Origin of the sequence: Jiangella endophytica (assembly GCF_003427025.1) — a bacterium.
Taxonomy (GTDB): Bacteria; Actinomycetota; Actinomycetes; order Jiangellales; family Jiangellaceae; genus Jiangella; species Jiangella endophytica.
Genome location: NZ_QVAI01000004.1, coordinates 499,688 through 522,084, shown reverse-complemented (window position 1 = coordinate 522,084; position 22,397 = coordinate 499,688). Strand labels below are relative to the sequence as shown.

General features: G+C 71.1%; 17 protein-coding genes. 7 read left to right on the top strand and 10 right to left on the bottom strand.

Going from position 1 to position 22,397, the window contains the following annotated elements; translation table 11 throughout:
* Positions 1-247: LAETG motif-containing sortase-dependent surface protein (locus tag DZA62_RS11750; RefSeq protein WP_116949061.1), on the top strand; the 247-nt coding region annotated here is incomplete at its 5' end.
* A 148-nt stretch (positions 248-395) separates the two neighbouring features.
* On the opposite strand, the gene DZA62_RS11745 is transcribed toward DZA62_RS11750, so the two are convergent.
* From DZA62_RS11745 to DZA62_RS11725, 5 genes are read right to left on the bottom strand one after another with little or no spacing between them, the layout of a single operon-like run.
* Positions 396-1,565 (bottom strand): alpha-L-fucosidase, encoded by a 1,170-nt coding sequence (locus DZA62_RS11745; RefSeq protein WP_116949060.1) that lies wholly within the window; start codon positions 1,563-1,565, stop codon positions 396-398.
* 7 nt (positions 1,566-1,572) lie between these two features.
* Positions 1,573-2,466: a carbohydrate ABC transporter permease gene (locus DZA62_RS11740; RefSeq protein WP_116949059.1), complete on the bottom strand. Its 894-nt coding sequence runs from the start codon at positions 2,464-2,466 to the stop codon at positions 1,573-1,575.
* The gene (locus tag DZA62_RS11735) at positions 2,466-3,410 is read right to left on the bottom strand and encodes a carbohydrate ABC transporter permease (RefSeq protein WP_116949058.1); all 945 of its coding nucleotides are present in this window, start codon (positions 3,408-3,410) and stop codon (positions 2,466-2,468) included. Before DZA62_RS11735 ends, DZA62_RS11740 begins: the two co-directional genes overlap by 1 nt.
* Entirely contained in the window at positions 3,407-4,804 is a 1,398-nt protein-coding gene (locus DZA62_RS11730) for an extracellular solute-binding protein (protein WP_116949057.1), read from the bottom strand. The genes DZA62_RS11735 and DZA62_RS11730 overlap by 4 nt, the downstream gene beginning before the upstream one ends.
* 13 nt (positions 4,805-4,817) lie before the next feature.
* On the bottom strand, positions 4,818-6,113 hold the full coding sequence (locus tag DZA62_RS11725; RefSeq protein ID WP_116949056.1) for a polysaccharide pyruvyl transferase family protein: 1,296 nt from the start codon (positions 6,111-6,113) through the stop codon (positions 4,818-4,820).
* A 133-nt stretch (positions 6,114-6,246) separates the two neighbouring features.
* Here DZA62_RS11725 and DZA62_RS37200 point away from each other — a divergent pair, with 133 nt between their 5' ends.
* Positions 6,247-6,369 carry a hypothetical protein gene (locus tag DZA62_RS37200; RefSeq protein ID WP_269813867.1) on the top strand — a complete coding sequence of 41 codons (123 nt, stop codon included), beginning with the start codon at positions 6,247-6,249 and terminating at the stop codon, positions 6,367-6,369.
* A gap of 802 nt (positions 6,370-7,171) precedes the next feature.
* On the opposite strand, the gene DZA62_RS11720 is transcribed toward DZA62_RS37200, so the two are convergent.
* A complete protein-coding gene (locus DZA62_RS11720) occupies positions 7,172-8,203 on the bottom strand; it encodes a LacI family DNA-binding transcriptional regulator (RefSeq protein ID WP_198663653.1) in 1,032 nt (343 codons plus the stop codon).
* Between the two features lie 118 nt (positions 8,204-8,321).
* On the opposite strand from DZA62_RS11720, the gene DZA62_RS11715 reads away from it, so the two are divergent.
* Positions 8,322-10,337: a hypothetical protein gene (locus DZA62_RS11715; RefSeq protein ID WP_116949052.1), complete on the top strand. Its 2,016-nt coding sequence runs from the start codon at positions 8,322-8,324 to the stop codon at positions 10,335-10,337.
* Here the strand turns inward: DZA62_RS11715 and DZA62_RS11710 are convergent.
* The 4 genes from DZA62_RS11710 to DZA62_RS11695 are packed head-to-tail and all read right to left on the bottom strand — an operon-like array spanning position 10,324 to position 17,319.
* Positions 10,324-11,667 carry a PHB depolymerase family esterase gene (locus DZA62_RS11710; protein WP_157987609.1) on the bottom strand — a complete coding sequence of 448 codons (1,344 nt, stop codon included), beginning with the start codon at positions 11,665-11,667 and terminating at the stop codon, positions 10,324-10,326. The two genes, DZA62_RS11715 and DZA62_RS11710, sit on opposite strands and share 14 nt — an antisense overlap.
* A 60-nt stretch (positions 11,668-11,727) precedes the next feature.
* Entirely contained in the window at positions 11,728-13,353 is a 1,626-nt protein-coding gene (locus DZA62_RS11705) for a nucleoside hydrolase-like domain-containing protein (protein WP_116949050.1), read from the bottom strand.
* A 40-nt stretch (positions 13,354-13,393) separates the two neighbouring features.
* Positions 13,394-15,820, bottom strand: a complete 2,427-nt coding sequence (locus tag DZA62_RS11700; protein ID WP_198663652.1) for a nucleoside hydrolase-like domain-containing protein — start codon at positions 15,818-15,820, stop codon at positions 13,394-13,396.
* Between the two features lie 20 nt (positions 15,821-15,840).
* Positions 15,841-17,319: a DUF1593 domain-containing protein gene (locus DZA62_RS11695; RefSeq protein WP_116949048.1), complete on the bottom strand. Its 1,479-nt coding sequence runs from the start codon at positions 17,317-17,319 to the stop codon at positions 15,841-15,843.
* 226 nt (positions 17,320-17,545) lie between these two features.
* Between DZA62_RS11695 and DZA62_RS11690 the strand changes: the two genes are divergently transcribed.
* Genes DZA62_RS11690 through DZA62_RS11675 form a run of 4 tightly spaced genes read left to right on the top strand, consistent with a single transcriptional unit; the run spans position 17,546 to position 22,393 of the window.
* Entirely contained in the window at positions 17,546-18,997 is a 1,452-nt protein-coding gene (locus DZA62_RS11690) for an FGGY family carbohydrate kinase (protein ID WP_116949047.1), read from the top strand.
* Complete coding sequence (locus DZA62_RS11685; RefSeq protein ID WP_157987608.1) at positions 18,994-19,692, top strand: DUF2291 family protein; 699 nt, start codon at positions 18,994-18,996, stop codon at positions 19,690-19,692. The genes DZA62_RS11690 and DZA62_RS11685 overlap by 4 nt, the downstream gene beginning before the upstream one ends.
* Positions 19,689-21,242, top strand: a complete 1,554-nt coding sequence (locus tag DZA62_RS11680; protein WP_116949044.1) for a sugar ABC transporter ATP-binding protein — start codon at positions 19,689-19,691, stop codon at positions 21,240-21,242. Before DZA62_RS11685 ends, DZA62_RS11680 begins: the two co-directional genes overlap by 4 nt.
* Positions 21,239-22,393 carry an ABC transporter permease gene (locus DZA62_RS11675; protein ID WP_116949043.1) on the top strand — a complete coding sequence of 385 codons (1,155 nt, stop codon included), beginning with the start codon at positions 21,239-21,241 and terminating at the stop codon, positions 22,391-22,393. Before DZA62_RS11680 ends, DZA62_RS11675 begins: the two co-directional genes overlap by 4 nt.
* Positions 22,394-22,397 lie beyond the last annotated feature (4 nt).

Here is a 22,397-nt window from a genome sequence, read left to right as displayed (position 1 = left end):
ACCGCCGGAACCGCCCGACACCCCGGGCGGCGACGACGGTGACGAGAACGGTGCCAACGGCGGCAACGGTGGTGGCGGCAACGAGGGGGGCGGCAACGGTGGCGACAACGGCACCGACGACGACCTCGCCGACACCGGCGGCAACTCGACGCCGCTGCTGGTCGTCGGAGCGCTGCTCCTCCTCGCCGGCGCGACGGCACTGGTCGTCACCCGCCGCCGCACCGGAACAGGAGGCCTGACCAGCTGACAGCACGACCGTGAGACCGTGGGGCCGGCCCTGGGCCGGCCCCACGGCACGTCTCTTTGGATCGGCGGATGCCCGCGAGGCCGACGGACCGGGGCGGATCAAAGCCGGCATCCGCCGGTTCCGCGGGCATCGGCTGGTTCCGCCGGCGTCAGCTGGGCCGGGGTGAGCGCTCGACCCGGGGGAACCCGTCCGGCTCGTCGGGGGCGAGGTGGACGTAGACGTGGGCGTCGTCCGCCGTCCAGCCGAGGACTCCGGGCGCCGCCGGGCCCGCCCAGGGGCGGGTGCCGAAGATCGCGTCGCCGTGGGTGGCCAGCCAGTCGCCCAGTCCGAGCAGCGGGCGCAGTTGCTCCTCCGGGATCGTGCCGTCGGCCCGCGGTCCGACGTTCAGCAGCAGGTTGCCGCCACGGGTGACGACGTCGACCAGGCGGTGGGCGAGCTGCGGGCCGGTGAGGTGGTGCTCGGTGGTCTCGGTGGCGTTGTAGCCGAAGGAGAGGCCGATGCCGCGGATGTGCTCCCAGGGCCGCCCGGTGGCCTCGCGGTCGGTGAGCGCGGAGTACTCGCTGGTGAGGAAGTCCGCCCAGCCCGCCTCCCACCGGTCGTTCACCACACCCTCGGGGACGGCGTCGTAGTAGCGGCGGAACACGTCGGGCAGGTCCGGCTTGCCGGCGTCGGGCCAGTTGATGTCGTTCCACAGCACGTCCGGCCGGTACCGCTCGACGAGGTCCTCGAGCTGGCGACGGGCGTACGCGGCGTAGCCGGCGTCGACCGGCCGGTGGCTGTCCAGGTGCGCCGCCCGGCTGATCGGCGGCAGGTCGGTCATGTGCCAGTCCAGCCCGCCGGAGTAGTAGGTCCCGAACCGCAGCCCCGCCCCGCGCACCGCCCCGGCCAGGTCGCCGACGAGGTCGCGGCGCGGCCCGCGGGCGACGGTGTTGTACGTCCCGCTGTCGGGCGCGTCCCACAGGCAGATGCCGTCGTGGTGCTTGGTGACGAGCACGACGTAGCGGGCGCCGACGCCCGCGAACAGTGACGCCCAGCCGGACGGGTCGAACCGCTCGGCCCGCCAGGCGTCGAGGAGCGAGTCATAGGGCTCGTCGCCGTAGGTCTCGGCCCGGTGCAGCGCGGCGGGGCTGCCGGGGATCCGCGTCGTGTTGGCGTACCACTCGGCGTAGGGGGAGGTGACCATGAACTCGTCGTGGTCGACGGCGCCCAGCTCGCCGATCGGCAGCGCCCACGCCGGCACCGAGTAGGCGCCCCAGTGCACGAAGATGCCGAACTTGGCGTCGAGGAACCAGCCGGGGATGTCGCGGTCGAACGTCATCGGGACCTCAGCCCTTCAGAGCGCCGGCATTGCCGGCGCTGTCGAGGAACTGCTTCTGGAACACCAGGAACAGCCCCACCGGGATGACGACGGCGATGAACAGGGCCGCCATCTGGACGTTGAGCGGGAAGCTGTCGGCCACCTTCGGCAGTGCGACGGAGATGGGCTGCTTGCCGGGGTCGGGCAGGACGAGCAGCGGCCACAGGTAGTCCTTCCATGATGCGACGATCGTGAGCAGCGAGACGACGCCCAGGATCGGCCGCGACATCGGCAGCACGATGCTGACCAGCACCCGCACCGGGCCCGCGCCGTCGATGCGGGCGGCCTCGTACAGCTCGGGCGGGATCTGGTCGAAGAACCGCTTGACGATGAGGACGAGGAACGCGCTGGCCGCGTGCGGCAGCCACACCGCCCAGTAGGTGTCCAGCAGCCGCCAGCCCGGGCCGGGCAGCTCCAGCACCGTCAGGTACAGCGGCACCAGCGACACGATGTTCGGGATGAACAGGGTGGCGAGGACGGCGGCCGACAGCAGCCCGCCCCACCGCGGCCGCAGCACGCTGAGCACGTAGGCGCCGGTGACGCAGGTGATGAGCGTCGCCGCCCACGAGCCGAGCACCACCCAGGCGGTGTTGAGCAGGTAGTCGCCGACCCGTACGTCGGTCCAGGCGCGGGTCAGATTGCCCAGCTGGAACTCGCCGTTGAACAGCATCCCGAACGGGTCGGCGATGATCTCCTGGGTGCTCGACACCGCGGCCTTGAACAGCCAGAGCAGCGGTCCGAGGCAGATCACCAGCAGCCCGGCGAGAATCAGCGCCTGGGTGAGGCCGAGCCAGAACCGCACCCGCGGGTTCTTGCGGTCGGCGTGCGAGATCGCCCCGCGCTCATAGGTCCGCGACGGCATCAGTTCAGCCTCCGGGTGGCCGCGAAGTACACGGCCGAGACGACGCCCAGGAACAGTGCGAGCAGGACGGACAGAGCCGTCGCCGCGCCGTAGTCGCCCTCGATGAACGCGTAGTTGTAGATCATCAGCAGGATGGTGGTCGACGCGTTGTTCGGCCCGCCGCCGGTGAACACGAACGGCTCGGTGAACACCTGCATCGTGTTGATGATCTGCAGCAGCAGCATCACCAGCACGACGCCGCGGATCTGCGGCAGCGTGATGTGCCAGGTCCGGCGGACGATGCCGGCGCCGTCGATCTCGGCCGCCTCGTACAGCTCCCGGCGCACGGACGTCAGCGCGGCGAGATAGATGATCGTCGTGCTGCCGAAGTAGGCCCAGGTCGCCTCGACGACGATCGCCGGCAGCACGGTGCCGGTCGAGTTCAGCCAGGCGAACGGGCCGGCGCCGAACCACCCCAGCACGGTGTTGAACAGGCCGGTCGGCTCCGGGCTGTAGAAGAACTTCCACAGCAGGACGGCCACCACGGGCGGGATGATCACCGGCAGGTACGCCAGCACGCTGTACAGCCGGCGGGCGCCGCGCAGCTCCGCCATGAACGTCGCCAGCAGCAGCGGCACCGGGAACCCGATCAGCAGCGACAGCACGGCGAACAGCAGCGTGTTCCCGATCGCTTTGGGCAGCAGCGGGTCACTCAGCACGTAGGCGAAGTTGCTCCAGCCGACGAACTCCGGCGCGTCGACGAGGTTGGTGCGCTGCACCGACATCGCGACGCCGTCGATGATCGGCCACCACGAGAAGTAGCCGAAGACGACGACCAGCGGGATCGCGAACGCGATCTTCGTCAGGCCGCCGCGGGCCACCCATGACCGCAGCGACCCGTGCCGCGGCGGCCGGGGCCGCGGTCGCGCCCGGGTCTCGAGCGCCGGCGGCGCCGCCGCCGTCACCGGCTCAGCAACCGGTCGACCGCGGTCGCCGCCTCGTCCAGCACCGTCTCGACGTCGGCGCCCTCGTCGGTGAGCACCTGCTGGACGACGACGTCCAGCTCGCTGTAGACCTCCTGCGCCTTCACCGCCGGCTCCGGCTGCAGGGTCTGCTCGCCGAACGCCTGGATGTAGGTGTCGAAGTTGGTGATCGGCACGTTGAGGTACGGCGCGATCCACTCGAAGTACTGGTCGTAGGCCTCCTGGCTGACCGCGGGCCGCTCCGGGACGGTGACCGCCTGGCCCGCCGTCGCACCGGCCGAGGCCTGGGCGACGGCGACGGTCTCGTCGGTGAACTGGCCGAGGTAGAAGAAGTCGATCCACCGCACCGCCGCGACCCGCTGCTCGGGCGTCGCGTCGGGGCTGACGACCTGGATGACGCCGCCGGTGAGCGCGGTCGGGTCGGAGTCGCCTCCGACCGGCATCGGGCCCATGCCGAAGCGTTCGGCCGGCATCTCGTTGCGGATCACCGCCGGCCGGTAGAGCCCGGAGAAGCCGATGAACATGCCGACCCGGCCCGCCGAGAAGTCCTCCACCAGCCCGGCCGCGTTGTACAGGAAGTTGCTGCCCATGGACTGGTCCTCCCAGCGCATGGCCCGCAGCAGCTCCAGGTAGTCGGCCGCCGGCTGGTCGGCGAACGTCGCCTCGCTGCCCTCGGGATTCTCGATCGTGCCACCGAAGCTGTAGACGCCGGCGGCCAGCATCCAGCCGCCCTGGTTCTCCGTCGTCATGGTGGCGAACCCGGTGGCGCCGGTCGCCTCGGTGATCTGCCGGGCGGCCGCGCGGACGTCGTCCCAGGTGCGCGGCGGGTCGTCCGGATCGAGGCCGGCCTGCTCGAACAGGTCGCGGTTGTAGATGAGGCCGAGCGCCTGCGCCGCGGTCGGGATGGCGTAGACGCCGCCGTCGTCGGAGCTGACGAGGCCGACGAGGTCCGGGTTGAGGTCGGCGCTCACCCCGGCGAGGTCCATGGCCTGGGACAGCTCGGCGATCTGGCCGCGCTCGGCCAACGAGTTGGCCTCGGTGAACGGCACCGCGAGCACATCCGGCAGGTCGCCGGCGGCAAGCTTGGCCTGGAACGTCTGCACGTCCCAGATCTCCTCGCCGGCCTCGACGGTGATGTTCGGATGGGCCTGCATGAACGCCTCGACCTGGCCCTCGAAGAACTCGCGTTCCTCGGGCTCGCTGGCCGGGGGCAGGTCGCCGACCTTGATGGTGACGTCGGCGTCCAGGTCGACCTCCTCGTCGGCGGCCGGCCGGGTGGGATCGTCCTGGCCGTCATCGCCGCCGCAGGCTGCGGCGCCGAGGGTCAGGGCGAGGAGAACGGCGAGTGCGGACGAGCGCTTCGTTGCGGTTCGCATGGCTCACTCCTTGTCAGGTCCCCAGCGGGGGAGCGGTACGGCTGGTCAGTGGTGCGGCGCAGGCCAGGACGTGCTCGGCCATCCCGCGCAGGCGGTCGTGCGCCCGGTTGCGGATCGCCGCGGTCTCCGCGCGCGCGGAGACCGGATCGTCGAGGATCCGCTGCAGCGCGGTGACCACCGGGACCGGCCCGTCGCCGATCTCGGTGGCGCGGTGCGGGACGCCCAGGTCGGCGTACATCCGGCCCTTGAGCGTGTCGGTGGGTTGGCGGACGTAGACCGCGGGCGTGCCCTGGCTGAGCGCCATGAGCGGTGAGTGGCACTCCAGGCTGACGACCGCCTGTGCGTCGCGGTACACGGTCATCGCCTCGGGGGCGGACCAGAACCGGTCGAGCACGCGGACGTACGGGCGGACGTCGGACGGCAGCGCGTCGCCGAAGTGCTCCTGGGCCAGCTCGACGGCGTAGGACATCTCGGGCGCGACGAGCACCGGGTGGCCGGTCCGCCGGACATAGGCGACCACCGCCGCGGCGAGGACACCGAGGTCGTGGCCGGCCCACAGGTCGTTGTAGGCGGTGCGGCGGGCGTCGAGCCTGGTGGGCGCGTCGCCGCGGATGCGGAAGTACGGCGTCCAGCGCAGCCGCGGGACGGCGCACAGGTACTCGCCGTCGATCAGGCCGTGGCGGGCCTTCGTCGCGGCGGCCGCCTCCTCGTCCAGCACGTCGAACGCGACGGTGGCGTCCGGGCCGAACACGACCGCCGGTCCGGTCAGGCCGAGTGAGCGCAGGAACACCTCGGTGATCGAGTCGCGGCAGTACACGAACGCGGCGCCGTCGAGCACCGCCAGCTGGTGGTCGTCGATGCCGCCGCGGCCGAGGGCGCGCACCATCGTCTCGATCTCGTCCAGCGTGCCGGTGAACATCGGGTTGAGCGGGTCGACGGAAACCCCGAAGAAGCCGTACGGCTTGCCCGTCGACGCCCAGACTCGCAGGTCGTCGGCCCGGACCAGGCTCGGGCCGGACCCGTGCACCAGCACGTCCGCCGCGTCCAGCGCCGCCGCCAGCTCCGGTGTCGTCGCCGAGCCGTCGGGCCGCAGGTCGCCGTCGACGATGTCCACCCGCGGAAACGCGGCGGCGAGCATGGCCCGCTCGCGCGCCCCGATCATCACCGGCCAGAGCACCAGCCGCGCGTCCGGCACGTACTGGGCCAGCGCTCGCAACGCGCCGGGGGTGTGCGCGACGTCGCCGATGTTCGGCGTCTGCCAGGACGATCGCAGCAGGATCGTGGGTCCACACGTGGCCGGGTCGGTCACCGGGGCTCCTTCAGGTCGCTGATGTTACGTTGCATCAAAGCGGGACGGAGGCTCGGTGTCAACAGGGCAGCGGCGATCGGACGGTCCTCGGCTCGGCCTGTGGGGGCGAACTCGCCTGGGCGCAGCTGCAGTGGTGACGGCCGATGCGTTGCCGGCGGTGGTGCAAGCGGCGGTGGTGCCGACTGCGCCGCCGACTGTGGTGCTGGCGCCGGTCGGTGCGTTAGGCGCGGTGGTGCTGGCGCTGCCGCAGTGGTGACGGCCGGTGCGTTGCCGGCGATGGTGCTGCCGACTGTGGTGATGACGGTAGTGGTGGCTGTTGCAGTGGTGGCGACGGTCGGCGCGTTGCCGGTGGTGGCGACCGTCGGTGCGTTCTGGCGGTGGCGGGTTGTTCGGTTGCCGAGGGTCGGTTCGGTTCGTCGTGGGGTCGTGGCGTTGGCTCGGGACTGCGCCGTTGGCCGGGGGCGACGGTTGGTCGTCCCCCCTGCTGTCCATGGTCTGAGCCGCGCAGCCGCGCCTCAAGCGGACTCGTTGGGGCGCTTCGCGCCGGCGAAGGACCGCTTGACCCACGGCCGCGGGGTCTCAGAACGTGGCAGCTATCACGGGGACGGGGGAAGTGCGGGCGCACCTCGTGCTCCGCAGCCGACGCCACGGTCGTGCGCGGACGTCGACCGGCTCATCGGCGGGCGTCGCCTCGACGCCACCGGTGCCGTTGGGGCTGCTGGTGCCGGTGGTGCCGGTGGTGGCTTGTGGACAGCGATGATCATCAACGATCGCCTACTTCACTAGGCGTTCTCCCGCTCTGCGAGGCGTGCATGCCTGGTGGAGTGGGAGAACGCCTGGTGAAGTGGTGCGTGAACCGGTGCTCACGGGCGTTTCGTGTCGTCAGGGTGCCCGAGTGCTGTCTCGTGATCGCCGTTCTCGCCACGGCGCACACCGAGGTCCGCTTGAGGCGCGCGTTCGCGGCAAGAGAATGGGCAATAGGGCGACGGCGAACGGCACGAACCCGACGCACGCATGCCCGGCCAGCCGACCCCCGACCCGCGGATGGGGGCGGCGGGTCAGGTGGTCTCGCGTCGCCGCAACTCCGGCGGCGGGGAGGTCAGGACGTGCGACGAGATGGTCTCGCCCTCGATCGCCTGAGCGAGCAGCGTGGCGCCGGCGTGGCCGAGCTCGTACATCGGCATCCGCACGGCACTGATCGTCGGGGTGACGTCGGCCAGGACGTCGATGTCGTGGATCGCCACGACGGCGAGGTCGTCGGGCACTCGCAGGCCGGCCGCGATGGCTCCGGCGACCACGCCGACCGAGGTCGTCGCGTTGTTGACGACGAATGCCGTCGGCCGGTCGCGTAGCGCGACGAGTCGCTCGACGGCGGCCCGGCCGGCGCTCGCCGCGTAGTCGGACTCGATGACGTCCTCGTCGCGCGGTTCGATGCCGGCGGCGCGCAGGGCCGCCTGGTAGCCGTCGAGGCGGCGCAGGTTGATGTGCCGGAATCCCTCGCGGGGCCGGAACGTGGCGTGCGGGCCGAGCCAGCCGCCGAGGAAGCCGATGCGGGTGTGCCCGAGCTCGAGCAGGTGCTCGGTCGCGACCCGCGCGGCGCCGGCGTCGTCGATGGCCAGCCACGGCTGGGCGCGGTCGGGCACCTCGTCGAGGACGACGACCGGTGCCTCGCGCTGCAGCACCGAGCGGACGCCGGTGGAGTCGAGGTCGGCGTTGGGCCGCAGGATGGTGCCGTCGACCTGGCCGTGGCCGAGGATCCGCTCCAGCATGCGCGAACCGTCGACCAGCCGCATCGCCTCGGCCAGCATGATCACGTAGCCGCGTTCCTCGGCGGCGTCGTGGATGCCGTCGAGCATCGGCGTGAACACCGGGTTGCTCAGCTTCGGGGCGACGACCGCGAGGACGCCGGAGCGCGCGGTCCGCAGCGAGCGCGCGGCGAAGTTCGTGGTGTAGCCGAGCTCTTCGACCTTCGCGAGGACGAGCGCACGCGTGGCCTCGCTCATGCGCACGTGCCGGCTGCCGTGCAGAACGGCTGACACCACCGACGGTGAGACTCCGGCGGCCGCGGCGATCTCCTTGACCGTCACCATTGCGCGCATCCTATGCGCCGCCGCCGTTCTTGACACGGATTGGCCCGGGTGCCACGCTGATGCAGCGTTACATCACTGCTCGCGATCGACCCCATCAGTGCATCGACGAGGAGGATTGATGGACTCGAACGACACATCCGCGACACGGGCCGGAGGGCTGACCCGGCGGACGCTCATGGGCCTCGGCGCATCCGCCGTGACGGGCTTGGCGCTCGGCTCGCGGACAGGCGCGGCGGCCGCACCGGCAGACCCGGCGGCGGCCGGCCCGGCGGCGGCCCCACCGGCAGGTCCGGGCGCCGCGGCAGCGCTCGGCGGCCCGCTCGCCCCCGTCGCGCCGTACGACCCGGCCACCCTGGTCCGCGGCCAGTTCGCCGCGGAGGAGCAGCGGCTGGCGCGCTATCTGGTGACGCTGCCCGACCTCGCCAACACGATGGACCTCGAGAACGAGGAGACCTACGGCTGGTTCACCGGCGGGTACTGGCGCACGCCTCTGGTGCCGTACAACGCGAACATCCAGCAGAGCGTCTACACGCTGTCCTGGTTCTACACCCAGCAGCGCGAGTGGAACCCCTACTATCTGGACCCCGCGCTGCGCGACCGCATCTACGCGGGCATCCGGTTCTACCTCTCGCTGCAGGGCCCGGACGGCTGGTTCCCGGCGTGGAGCTACGTCGACCGCAACCGCGACGTCACCGCGTACGCCCTGGTGTTCCTGGGCGAGACCGCGCTGCTGCTGGAGAGCGTGGGCTGGGCCGACGACATCCGCTCCGAGGTGCTGGCCGCGCTGGTGCGCGCCGCCGACTACGTCCTCGACCCGGCGAACGAGGACGTCTGGACGGTCGGCCCGGAGTTCTCGAACCAGGTGATCCCGGCGCTCATGGGTGTCTGGATGGTTCGCGACCTGCTGCCCGCGCGCATCCGGCGGTCCTACGAGGACCGCATGACGTACTACGTCGAGAACGCGCAGAGCGAGGGTGCGGGCCATCTCTACGAGGCGGCGGCGTTCGATGCCCACTACTCGCTGTACGTGACCACGCGGATGTTCGCCCGGCTCTACGAGCTGAACGGCGACGAGCGGCTCAAGCAGCTGCAGTTGAAGCACTTCGACTGGTGCCGCTTCAACTACCTGTGGGAGCCCGACGGCGCCGGCTTCACGGTGAACGGCATCTCGACCCGGCTGTCCATGCGCTTCCTGCCGGCCGTGCGCACCACCGACGAGAGCAGCTACCCCGACCTGCTCAACGTGTGGGTGCCGGACAGCCCGGTGGCGGTCGCGCTGAACTGGCATCGCGAGCACGTCGACGAGCTCCGGTCTGACTGGGCGGCCGCGACCGAGCCGCTGACGCCGATGGGCAACCCCGTCGACCCGATGAACATCTGGTACGCCGAGCAGCGGGCGCAGACCTTCGCCACCCATGACGAGCGGATGCGGGCGATCCGGTCCTTCCCGTACTTCGGCCGCCCGTTCGTCGAGACCAGGAGCGACACCCGCTACGACCAGCACTACCTGTTCGTCAACCGGCAGGGCTACTACTTCGGCAGCCACCACGGGAACATCCCCAGGGGCAGCACCGTGCCGAAGGGGCCGTCCTTCTTCTACCACCACACGACGGGCGCCTTCGTGGCGACGCAGATGGCGACCGACAGCGTGTGGTCCACGCGGCTGTCACGCGACTTCGTCGACTCGGAATCGCGGATGTTCAAGATCCGCGGTGACGTCCGCCAGAGCCTGCCGTTCGACTACACCTACTACGCCTACCGGCCCAGCGGCGGCTCGGTCGCGAAGACGTTCCACTGCCTGCCGGACAAGCTCGCCGTCGACGTCGAGACCAACGAGGCGTCGTTCGTCGAGCGGCTCCCGCTGGTCGTCGCCCCCGGCGACGATGTCCGGTGGCTGACGGCGGACGGCGGCACCCAGCCGGTCGAGAACGGCGTCGGCGTCCAGGCCGTGGGCATCAAGGTCACGCGGCCCGGCGGCGCGTTCGAGCTTCGGCTCGAAGCGCCGCTGCGGCTGTCGCTCACCAGGTCGGCGACCGTGCTGTTCACCGGGGCGCAGCAGCGGGTGATCCACGACCTCGACATCACCTCCTCGGCGTCGACGCTGAGCTACTCCCTCCAGATCAGACCCCGCTAGCCCGGCGCTGCGCGAACAGCCAGTCGAGGATCGTGTCGTTGGTGTACGTGGGGATCCAGGAGCCGTGGCTGAACAACGGCGTCGTGCCGGCCGGGAAGGTGGTGAACAGGTGCCGGCTGCCGGTCGCGGCCGCCCGGGCGCGGGCGTCGGCGGCGTACGCCTCCTGGTCCCGGTCCGGCGCGGTGCCGGGCCACTCGCTCCAGGTGACGGGGACGCCGGCGGCCTCCAACGCGGTGAAGATCCGGAAGTCCGAGCCCGGCGCGTCGTAGCGCACGATCGCGTCGTCGGCGGAGTGCACGGCCCAGATCGGGAAGTCGCCGAGTGTGGCGACGGCCGCCGCATCGTCGCCCGCTCCGCAGACGAGGAGGGCGCCGGCGAACAGGCCCTCGTGCTCGGGCAGCAGCGCCCACGAGCCGTAGGAGCCCATCGACAGCCCGGTGAGGTACACCCGGTCGGGGTCGATCGCGGGGTTCGCCGCGATCGTCGCCCGCACCAGGTCGACGACCGCAGCCTGCGTCTCGGGCCGCCACCAGCCGCCGGCGCCGGGTGCGGCCTGGGCGGCCTGGGGCGAGAGCACATAGGCCGGTTGCCCGGCCTGGCGGTCCGGATCGGCGAACGCGACCGAGATCTGGTTGCCGGCGATCTGCGCGACGTTGTCCGAGCCGCTCTCGCCGTGCCCGTGCAACGTCACGACCAGCGGGTACTGCCGGCCGGGCCGGGTCTGCGGGGTGAACAGGCGGTAGGGGAGCGTGACCGCGGGCGTGGCGAAGCTGCCGGCCGCGTAGTCGTCCACCACGGGGTTGCGTACGCCGCTGTTGACGACCGGCCGCGGATCGGCCGGCAACGTCTGCGACGGCGCCACGACGTCCGCGACCTGGGTCACCTCGTAGGCGCCGGCCAGGTCGTAGAACCGGGTGAAGGTCTGGTTGTAGGTACCCGCCGCCAGTGGGTCGGTCTCGTCCAGTTCGAGGACCAGGTACCGGCCGGGCCGCTGCCGGTCGGCGAGGGCGGGTGCGTTGGTCGTGTAGGCGTCGAGAACGGTGCGGGCCCCGGTGCGCGGGTCGGCGCCCGGCCGGGTGAGCGTCACCTGGACGTCGAAGGAGCCCTCGTCGATGTCGGTACGGCCCAGCCGGACGATGCCGTCGTACTCGATCGCGAGACCGATGACCTTGTACCCGACCGGTGTCACCTCGGTGATGACGGTCGCGTCGACGGCCCGGACCTCGCGGCCGCCGTCCGGTGCCGCCGTCGCCGCGGTTCCCGTCGCCGCGGCGGCACCGGCCACGAGCGCCAGTGCCAGCCCGGCGCGGAGCATGATCCGATTCCTCACGTGTCCGACCCTCTCGTGGTGGCCGGCCGGGCCACGCGCGGTGGCCCGGCCGGACGGGGATCAGTTCTGCGCGCAGCCGCCCGGGCCGCCGGGGCCCATCGGGTCGCGCTGGCCGGCGACGGTGACGACGACGCGCTGGTACTGCGTGAGCTCCGGCGAGCCGTCGTCGGTGGCCTCCAGGATCAGGTGGATCGTCTGTCCCGGCTGGGCGTCGGCGGGCACCCGGAACCGGGTGATGCCGCCGGGGTTGGTGGTGAGGTCGACGGTGCCCGGGTAGGTGCCGGCCTCGCGGTACTGCCACCAGCCGACGGTGACGGCGTCGCCGTCGCGGTCGGAGGCCCGCGGGTTGAGCACGACGGGCTGGCCGGGGCGGCGGGTGAGGTTCAGGCCCTGGGCGACGCAGACCCGCGGCGCGTGGTTGGTCTCGTCGACGCCCTTGACGGTCCACTGCAGGCGGGCGGCGAAGTCGTTCTGGAAGGCGGAGAACCAGCGTGCGGCCGGGTAGTCGCGTGGCGTGGCGCCGGTCGCGTCGGCGTCCAGCGCGCCCCGGTTCGACCAGCGCTTCGGGTCGTTCGGGTCGACGATCTGCCGGCCGCCCCAGCCGCCCCAGCCCGGCTGCTCCCAGTTGCGCAGCCCGTTGTCGATCAGCAGCGCGAAGTTGGACGAGTCGCCCTCGGAGATCCACGACCCCTTCGGCTGCGGCGGCGTCCACACCAGGTAGCCCATCGCCCGGAGCTCGTCGGCGGTGTAGCCGGACAGGCCGAAGTAGTCCTCGTCGTCGAAGCCGGCGGCCATCTGCTTGCCGTCGCCCCAGACCCGGTACGCGGCGCCGATCGGGCCGACGTCGGAGACGTTCGCCTTCGTCCAGTCGGTCGAGTGGTAGAACGCGTCCTCGGGCTTGGCGACGCCACGCGAGCCGTACCCCCAGATCGAGGTGGCGACCTCGCGGTTCTGGATGTCCGGCCAGTTGGGCTTGATGTAGTTCGTGAACGTGGTGTCCTGCTGGCCGAAGCTGGTGATGACCGTCTTGTCGACGACCTTGTCGTAGATCGCCTCCCACTGCGGGGTGCCCTGGTACTCGTCCTGGATCGACTTCAGGGCGCGGGCGATGGTGTTCGGCCCGCCCCACGCCTGCAGGAACACCTGGCCCGGCTCGTCGTCGAGCAGGACCTCCTTGATCAGGTCCGAGCCCTCGGTGTCGGCGGCCATGTCACCGACGTTCACGATGTTGCCGGTCCGGATCAGCGAGCGCAGGTGCGTGGGCGTCGGGAAGCTCGAGTCGTGCTGGACGAGGTTCGGGTAGACCTCCTCGTAGGCGTCGACGGCCTCGTCGATGTGCAGCCGGGCGCCGGGCTCGGGCCAGCGGTGCGGCGCCAAGCCGGTGGCCGGGTCGCCCAGGTAGTGGTGCTGGCTGGACGAGTACACCAGCCCGACGATGTCGATCTCGTTGCTGTACAGCAGCATCCGCAGCAGGGAGTTGAGGTCGTCCAGCTCCGGGTCGGTGGTGACGATGGTGCGCGGCGGCGCTGCCGGTGCGGACGGCGACGTCGCGGGCTGGGCCGTGACGGCGGTCGCGGGTGCTGCCGCGGCGACGAGGCCGAGGACGGCGACGCTCGCGATGAGGGCGTGCGGCAGGCGTGCGCGTCTCGCTGAGCGGGTCGTGCGTGGATGGGTGTGCTGAGGCACTGCGGGCCACCTCCATGGGTGTGTCGTGGATGGAGAAGCGTCAGCGTCCGACGTCGGAGTTGCCGGCGGCGCGGACGATCCGGCTGCGCTCGCGAACGGTCAGGAGACCGTCGTCGACGAACTGTGTGGTGATGTGCTGGACGTGGCGGACGAAGGCGCCGTGGTTGGTGAACGGCTCCGCCGCGAAGATCAGGTCCAGCAGGGTGCATCCGTCGGGCCGTTCGTGGTTCGCCACGCCGGAGTCGACGTCGCCGAGGACGACGGTCCCGGAGGGCGAGTGGCCGTCGGGGCAGGCGTCACCGCCCGGGTCGTCCTCGACCTGACGTAGCTGGTAGGCGTTGAGCAGCGCCGAGCGCTGGTCGGTGCCGCCCTTGCCGGGACCACCCACGAGCTGGATCACCTTGGTGGTCTCGGTCGCCGTGAACCGGCCGGTGACGTACTGCCCAGGCGATCCGTCGACCCCGGCGGCGTTGTGGCGCAGCGACGCCTCACCGCCCTGGTCGCGCACGATCGTCGTCAGCCGGAGATTCGGGCTCGTGCCGATGCGACGGGTGCTGTCGTCGTTGACGAAGAGCTGGATCTCGTACTCGGTGCCCGGCGTCAGATCCGTCAGTGTGAGGTCGTACCCGGCGCGTTCCGTGTAACGCTCGGGAATCGAGTAGTTGCCCAGGCGGACGTCGGCGACGGATTCGTCCGCGTCGTTGTAGAAGCCGGTCCGCAGCAGCTCGCGGTAGTCCTGCGAGAGACCGGCGAAGGGCTGCAGGCCGGTTCCGCCCAACAACGACGTCGCACCCGCGAGCACCCGGTTGAGCTGACCCGAGATCGGCGCGGAGTCGGTGGCGTACATGGTGTCCCCGCCGGCCAGGGTCGTCGTGCCGGCCACGTAGGGAGAACCCATGAACTCGACACCGTTGACGGTGACGGAGGCGGCGGGCTCACCCGCGGTGAGGTCGACCGCCTTGACCAGGGTGCCGTTGGTGCTGACGTCGCCATCGCCCGAGATCGCCGCCGGCTCCGACCAGTCGATCGAGTCGGCCGGACGCTCGGCCGGGGTCTTGACGTACTCGGTGCCGATATCGATGAGATAGCGCTGGTACGTGGTCAGAGCGGGATCGCCGTCGTCGGTGACCTCACCGATGATCTGGATCTGCGTGCCCGGCTCGTCCGGAATCACGATGCTGGCGCGGCCCGAGCCGTCCTGCGAGACCGGCACGTCGGCCGACACCGAATCCTGGTCACCGTAGTGCCAGAAGTCGAACGACAGCTCGTCGCCGTCGGGATCGGACGACTTGCGCAGGTCGAGGGTGAACACGTCGCCCGGCTGGGCGACGGTCCTCGTGGCTCCCTTGGCACGTACCACCGGCTGGTGATTGGCATCCTCGTACGCCGGTGTGACCATCCAGTCGGCCCTGGCGGCCCAGTCGTTCTGGATGGCCGGGAGCCAGCGCCAGTACTGCTTGTGGGCGTCGCCGTCGTCGGCGATGGTGTAGCGGTCGGTGTAGTGGTGGGGCAGCAGATAGGGCTCGTCCAGCTCTCCTCGGCCGCCCCAGCCGCCGAGGGTGAAGTCCGCGTAGGCGAAGTCGTCGCCGAGTCCGTTGCCGACGGCGCCGATGAAGGCCGGGGTGTCGCCTTCAGAGGTGTATTCCTGCGGATAGAACTCGCCCAGCGGGCCGTGGTTCGACTTGATGTTCTCGTACAGCCACGGGGTGTCCATCATCTCCTTGATCCAGTCGGGAGCCGGACCCTGCAGGACGCGGTAGTTCCAGGCCATGTCCCACCGGAAGGCTTCGAAGATCTGGATCTCGGGGTAGTTCTCCTCGATCCAGCGCCCGCCGTTGTCCTGGTACCAGATCGCATAGATCCGGGTCTTGGCCACCGCCTTGTCCCAGTCGGCCTGCGAGTGCTCGTTCCTGATGGTCCACAGCGCCTGCGCCAAGGTGTTGGCGCCGCCCCAGGCGCCGAAGAGGATCGGGCGCGGGTCGTCGTCCAGGAGACGGTCGATGATCAACCGCTCACCGTCGGTGTCCCTGGTGGTCATCTGGTCCGGCGCCAGGATCAGGTCGGTGCGGGTCTCGTTGCCGACCACCGAGACGCTGCGGAGGTAGTCCGGGGTCGGGTAGTCGGGATGGTGGACGATGAGGTTCGGGTAGACCTCCTCGTAGGCGTCGATCTCGTCCTCGAGCCACGATTCGCCCGAATGCCCGACCGGCTGGAACTGCGAGTTCGTCTCGACGATTCCGGCGACGTCGTAGTCGGACGAGTAGAGCAGGAATCGCATCATCGTCGACCAGTCGTCGATCTCGCCGTCGGTCATCGCGATGACCCGCGGCCTGTCCCGGTCCGGCTGAACGGCTGTGGCCGGGGGTGCGATGCCGGGGTCCGCGGATCCGCTGGCGGCGACCGTGATGACGAACGATGACGTCAACGCCGTCGCGGCGAGCAGCGCGAGACCGGTGCGTGGCTTCACTTCGTCGTACCTCCGGGTGGTCAGCGGACAGTGACGACGACGCGCTGGTAATGCGTGAGCGCGGGGGTGCCGTCGTCGGTGGCCTCGAGGATCAGGTGGATGGTCTGACCCGGCTGGGCGTCGGCGGGGACGCGGAACCGGGTGACACCGCCGGCGTTGGTCGTCAGGTCGACGGAGCCCGGGTAGGTGCCGGCCTCGCGGTACTGCCACCAGGTGAGCGCGACGTCGTCGCCGTCCGGGTCGGTGACACGCGGTGTCAGCACGACCGGCTGGCCCGGCTTGCGGGTGAGGTCCAGGCCCTGCGGCACACGGGCGCGCGGGTTGTGGTTCGCGTCGTCGAAGCCACTCACGCCCCAGTCGGCCCGGGCCGCGAAGTCGTTCTGGATGGCGTCGACCCAGCGGGTCTGCGGGAAGCTGCGGTCGCTCTGCCCGGTGAACGGGTTGTGGTCGGCGGTGTCGAGCCAGCCGTAGTCCACCTCGGCGAACCGGCCGCCCCAGCCGCCCCACGTCGGGTTCTCCCGCGCGCGCAGCCCGTTGACGTCGAGCAGGTGCATGAAGGCCGGCGAGTCGCCCTCGGAGATGAAGTCGTGCACGCCGTAGCTCAGATTCTGGTCGGGACGCCACCGATTGTTCTCGTCGTCGCCGGGGGTCGGCTTGCCGTCGCGGTAGGTGCGGTAGTGGGGGAGCAGCGGGCCGTGGCCTTCGAGGAAGTTCTGCTCCATGTAGGGGCCGCGAAGGTAGCGCTGGTACGGCTCCGGGACGCGCCGGGTCCACTGGTAGGCGAAGCTCCAGAACTGGCTCTGGTTGTCGATGATCCTGATGTCCGGCCAGTTCGGCCGGATGTAGTCGGCGAGAGTGGAGTCCTGGGTGAGGATGTTGTAGATCACCACCTTCTCGTTGACCTTGGCGGAGATCTCCTCCCAGCGCTCGGTGCCCTCGTACTCCTCCTGGATCGACTTCAGGGCGCGGGCGACGGTGTTGAGGCCGCCCCAGACCTGCACGTAGAGCGGCCCCGGCTCGTCGTCGAGGATGACCTCCTTGACGTGTTCGGAGCCCTCGGTGACCTGCTCCATCTCGCCGACGTTGCTGATGTTGCCGATCGTGTAGAGCGCGCGCAGCTGGTCGGGCGTGGGGTAGCCGTCGGCATGCTGGACCAGGTTGGGGTAGAGCTCCTCGTAGGCGTCGATGTACTCGTCGACCCAGGCGGTTCCGGTCCACCTGTACGGCGGCACTCCGGCGCCGTCGCCGGCCCAGTGGAACCGCGAGCTGGAGTAGACGATGCCCTCGAGGTCGAACTCGTTCGCGTAGTACAGGAAGCGGATGAACGAGTCCATGTCGTCCACCTCGCCGTCCTGCGTGATGATCGTCCGCGGCTTCGACGTGGCGTTCTGGCCGGCGGCGGGCTCGTCCGCGGTGGCGCTGCCGAGCCCCAGCGGGGCGAGCAGCCCGGCCAGGGCGGCGCTCAGGCCGATCCGGCGCAGGCGCTTGTTGTCGCTCATCGTGCCCTCCTCATGCGCTGGTCTTCGGTGACCGATGACGGGGTGGAGCGATGGAGCTGAATAGAATTTCAACCCTGCAAAGAGATGTCTCAGACATTAATCGCTCGTTGCGGAGACGTGTCAAGAGTGAGATTCGGGATGCCTCGAATGCTTGACACCGCAACGTGCGGCGCCCACTATGGGCGAGGATTGATTCAGTGTTGAAAATCTATTCAGGGACGGGCTGATGCCTCACGCGCTCCTGGCGATCGACCAAGGCACGACGAACACCAAGGCGTTGCTCGTGGCGGAGGACGGCCGCGTGCTCGCGTACGGGTCCAGTGCCGTGCCGCTCGATCTGCCGCGTCCGGCCTGGTTCGAGCAGGACGCCGACGTCATCTGGACCAGTGTGCTGGACGCCGCGGCGCAGTGCCTGGCCGCGGCCCCGGAGGTCGCCGTCGCCGGCGTCACCGTCTCCGCGCAGCGCGAGTCGGTGCTGGCCTGGAGCCGGTCGACCGGCCGGCCGCTGTCGCGGCTGATCGGCTGGCAGGACGCGCGGACGACGGAGTTCTGTGCGCGGCTGGCCGCCGAGGGCGCCGGCGAGGACATCCGGGCCCGCACCGGCCTGCGGCTGGACCCGATGTTCTCCGCGCCGAAGCTGCGCTGGCTGGTCGACGCTCTCGACCCCGGCGACGACGTCTGCCTGGGCACCGTCGACGCCTATCTCGTGCATCGGTTGACCGGCGGCGCGGTCTTCGCGACGGAGATCGGCTGCGCGTCGCGGACGCTGCTGCTGGACATCCGCAAGGCCGCCTGGAGCCCGGAGCTGCTCGACCTGTTCGGCATCGCGCCGGAGCTGCTGCCGGAGGTGCGCGGCTCGGCCGCCGGTTTCGGCGTCACGGCCGGGTTCGGCGCGGTGCCCGACGGTGTCCCGGTGCGGGCCGTCCTCGGCGACTCGCACGCCGCGCTGTACGCGCAGGGCTGCCACACACCGGGCACCGCGAAGGCCACCTACGGCACCGGGTCGTCGGTGATGGCGCCGGCCGACGGTGTCGACGGGTTCTCCGACCGCCTCTCGACGACGCTGGCCTGGCAGCTGGCCGAGCCGGTCGCCGCGCTGGAGGGCAACATCCTGGCCACGGGCGCGGCGCTGGAGACGACGGCGGGCATGGTCGGGGTGGCCGACGGCGAGGCGGTCGCGGCGCTCGCCGCGACGGTGGACGACGCCGGCGGGCTGGTCATGGTGCCGGCGTTCGCCGGCCTGGCCGCGCCGCACTGGGACCGGGGCGCCCGCGGGCTGCTGCTCGGGCTGGCCCGGGACACGTCGCCGGCGCGGGTCGCGCGGGCCGCGATCGACGCCGTCGCGCACCAGGTCTGCGACGTCGTCGAGGTGATCGACCAGGAGAGCACGCCACTGACCGAGCTGCGCGCCGACGGCGGCGGCAGCCGGAGCGAGCTGCTCATGCAGACGCAGGCGGACCTGCTCGGCCGCCCGGTGACCGTCGCGGCGACGTCGGAGCTGTCGGCGCTGGGCGTGGCCCAGCTGGCCTGGGCCGTCGAGCACGGCGAGACCGGCCGGGCGCCCGCGCCGGTCGCGCGGGTGTACGAGCCGCGGCTGGACGCCGGTCGCCGCGCGGAGGCGCGGGCCGGTTGGCGCGACGCGGTGCGGCGCTCGAGCGCGACGGAGGCGGTTCGATGAGCACGGACACCCGGACCACGGCCCCGCCGGACGGCGGCCGCGCGGTGGCGGCCGCGCCCTGGTGGCGGCGGCCCGCTGTCGTCGCCGGAGCGGCCGGCGTCGTGCTGGTGGCGCTGATGCTGTTCGACACCCGGTTCGTCTCGGCCGGTGACGAGGCGGAGGCCGCCGACACCGCGGTCGAGTACGCCGAGCAGAACTACGAGGGCACGGTGGTGCCGGCCATCGAGGACGCGGCCACCCCGCTGGACGAGCTGCTCGCCGCCATCGTCGCCGATCCCGAGGCCGCGGGGGAGGAGTACGGCCACCGCGAGGACGCGGGCAAGCCGTTCTCGTTCGCGACGCAGGCCACGGGGACGCTCGTGGAGGGTGGCTTCGGCGAGGTCGGACTGGACGTCGCCGGTCTGCCGGAGGGCATCACGGCCGGGGTCGCGATCCCGCCGCTGGGCTCGTCGACCGCTCTGCGCGACGCCGGGGCGAACGTGAGCTTCGGTGACTTCGTCAACCAGACCGAGTACCAGAACGTGGCGATCGAGCTCAACGAGCAGGCCGTCCAGCACGTGTTCGAGTCGCTCGACCTCGCCACCATGGTCGGCCGGAGCGTCGACGTCACGGGCGCGTTCACCTGGTCGTCGGCCACCGGCGGCGCGGTCGACCACGTGACGATCGTGCCGGTGGCGATCGAGGTGGCGCCATGAGCGGGGCCGTGAGCGACGTCGTCATGCGCGCCCAGTCGGTCAGCAAGGTCTACGGCGGCACGCACGCTCTTCGCGGCGTCGACTTCGAGGTCCGCGCCGGCCGGGTCATCGCCCTGCTCGGTGAGAACGGCGCCGGCAAGTCGACCCTGATGAAGATCCTCGCCGGCGTCGAACAGCCGACCACGGGGCGGCTGGAGCTGGACGGGCACCCGGTGCGGTTCGAGTCGCCGTCCGACGCGGTCAGCCAGGGCGTGGCGATCATCCACCAGGAGCTGAACCTCTGCCCGAACCTGTCGGTGGCCGACAACATCTTCATGGGCCGCGAGCGCGGCCGGGCCGGGATCGTCGACTACGCCGAGCAGCGCGAGCTCGCCCGGGCGCTGTTCGAGCGGCTGGAGGAGCCGATCGATCCGCGACGTCCGGTCGGCGAGCTGCGGCTGGGCCAGCAGCAGCTGGTCGAGATCGCCCGCGCGCTCAGCGAGGACGCCCGGGTGCTCGTCATGGACGAGCCCACGTCGGCGCTGTCCGCGGCGGAGGTGCAGGTGTTGTTCCGGGTGATCCGCGACCTCACCGCCCACGGCGTCGCGGTCGTCTACATCTCGCACCACCTCGACGAGTGCCTGGAGATCGCCGACGACGCGGTGGTCCTGCGCGACGGCGCGGTGGTGGCGTCGGCGCCGATGCGCGACGTCGACCTGTCCTGGATCGTCGAGAACATGGTCGGGCGCGACCAGAGCGATCTCTACGCGCCCATGGCGTTCGCGCCGGGCGACCCGCTGCTCGAGCTGCGCGACGTCGTCGTCGCCGATCCCGAGAACGCGGGCCGGCTGGCGGTGCGTGGCGTCTCGCTGACCGTCCACGAGGGCGAGGTCGTCGGCCTCTACGGCCTCATGGGCGCCGGCCGGACCGAGCTGCTGGAGGCGCTGGCCGGCCGGAACCAGGTCGTGTCGGGCGACATACGGCTGGCCGGGACGTCGATGACCGGGCTGAGCATCGCCGAGCGGATCCGGCGCGGCCTGGCCCTCGTCCCGGAGGACCGCCAGCGCGACGGCCTCGTGCAGGCGCTCAGCGTCGGCCGCAACCTGTCGCTCGCGGCGCTGGGCGGTTTCCTCAAGGGACTGGTGCTGAACCGGCAGTCGGAGACGGCGGCCGTGCGCCAGATGATGTCCGCCGTCCGGGTGAAGGCCGCCGGGCCGGACGCGGAGATCGGCTCGCTGTCCGGCGGCAACCAGCAGAAGGTCGTGGTCGGGAAGGTCCTCATGACCTCGCCACGGGTCATCGTGCTGGACGAGCCCACCCGCGGGATCGACGTCGGCGCGAAGGCGGACATCTTCGCCCTCATGGCCCAGCAGGCCAAGGAGGGCCGCGGGGTGCTCTTCGCCACCTCCGAGGTCGAGGAGGTGCTGCACGCCGCCGACCGGATCGTCGTCCTGTCGCGCGGGCGGGTGGCGGGCGAGTTCGACCCCAGAACCACGACACGCGAGGACATCATGGCCGCCTCCGGCGAGTCCCTGGACGGCCGCACCACGAGCGGAGGCGACCGGGCATGAGCACGACGGCGAAGGAACGGACCGACGTCGAGAGCGACCGGTCCGCACGGATCTCCGAGCGCAAGAGAGGGCTCGGCGAGTTCCTGCTCGACCAGCGGGCGTTCGTCGCGCTGATCGTGCTGATCATCGTGTTCAGCCTGCTGTCGGACAACTTCCTGGACCCGTCGAACCTGGTCACGATGACCCGGCACGTCGCCTACAACGCGATCCTCGCGCTGGGCATGCTGCTGGTGATCACGACGGCCGGCATCGACCTGTCCATCGGCTCCACCGTCGGGCTGTCGGGGGTGGTGGCCGGCCTGCTGTTGCAGGGCTGGGAGCTGTCGTTGTTCGACACGACGGCGTACCCGGCGGTGTGGGTCGTCGTCGTGATCTCACTGGCGGTCGGGATGGCGGTGGGAGCGCTCAACGGCATTCTCATCACCAGATTCAACGTCGCGCCGTTCATCGCGACGCTCGGCACGATGTACATCGCGAGGGGCGCGGCGCTGCTGATCTCCGACGGCGCCACCTTCCCCCGGCTGCAGGGCGACCCGGAACTGGGCAACACCGGGTTCTCGTTCCTCGGCACCGGACGGCCGCTCGGTATCCCGACGGCGATCTGGATCATGGTCCTGTTCGCGATCCTGATCGGGTTGCTGATGACCAGGACCCGGTTCGGCCGCTGGGTCTACGCGACCGGCGGCAACGAGCGGGCGGCCGACCTCGCCGGCGTGCCCGTCCGCAAGGTCAAGATGCGCGTCTACATGATCTCCGGGGTCTGCGCGGCGATGGCCGGGCTCATCATCGCCTCGGAGCTCACGTCGGCGGCGCCGCAGACCGGCCAGACCTTCGAGCTGAACGCGATTGCCGCCGTGGTCATCGGCGGCGCCTCGCTGGCCGGCGGGCGAGGCACGGTCAAGGGCGCGCTGATCGGCGCGTTCGTCATCGGCTTCCTGTCCGACGGGCTGGTCATGGTCGGCGTCTCGAGCTTCTGGCAGATGGTGATCAAGGGCCTGGTCATCGTCCTCGCGGTCATGCTCGACCGCGGCCAGGAGCGGCTGAAGGAAGCCCGGGCGGCCGCGGCCGCCGCACAGAGCCTCAGGAAGGACCTCGAGGCCGGCCCCACCCCCACCAAGCGACCCATCGAACCACGACACCATGAGAAGTGAGGAA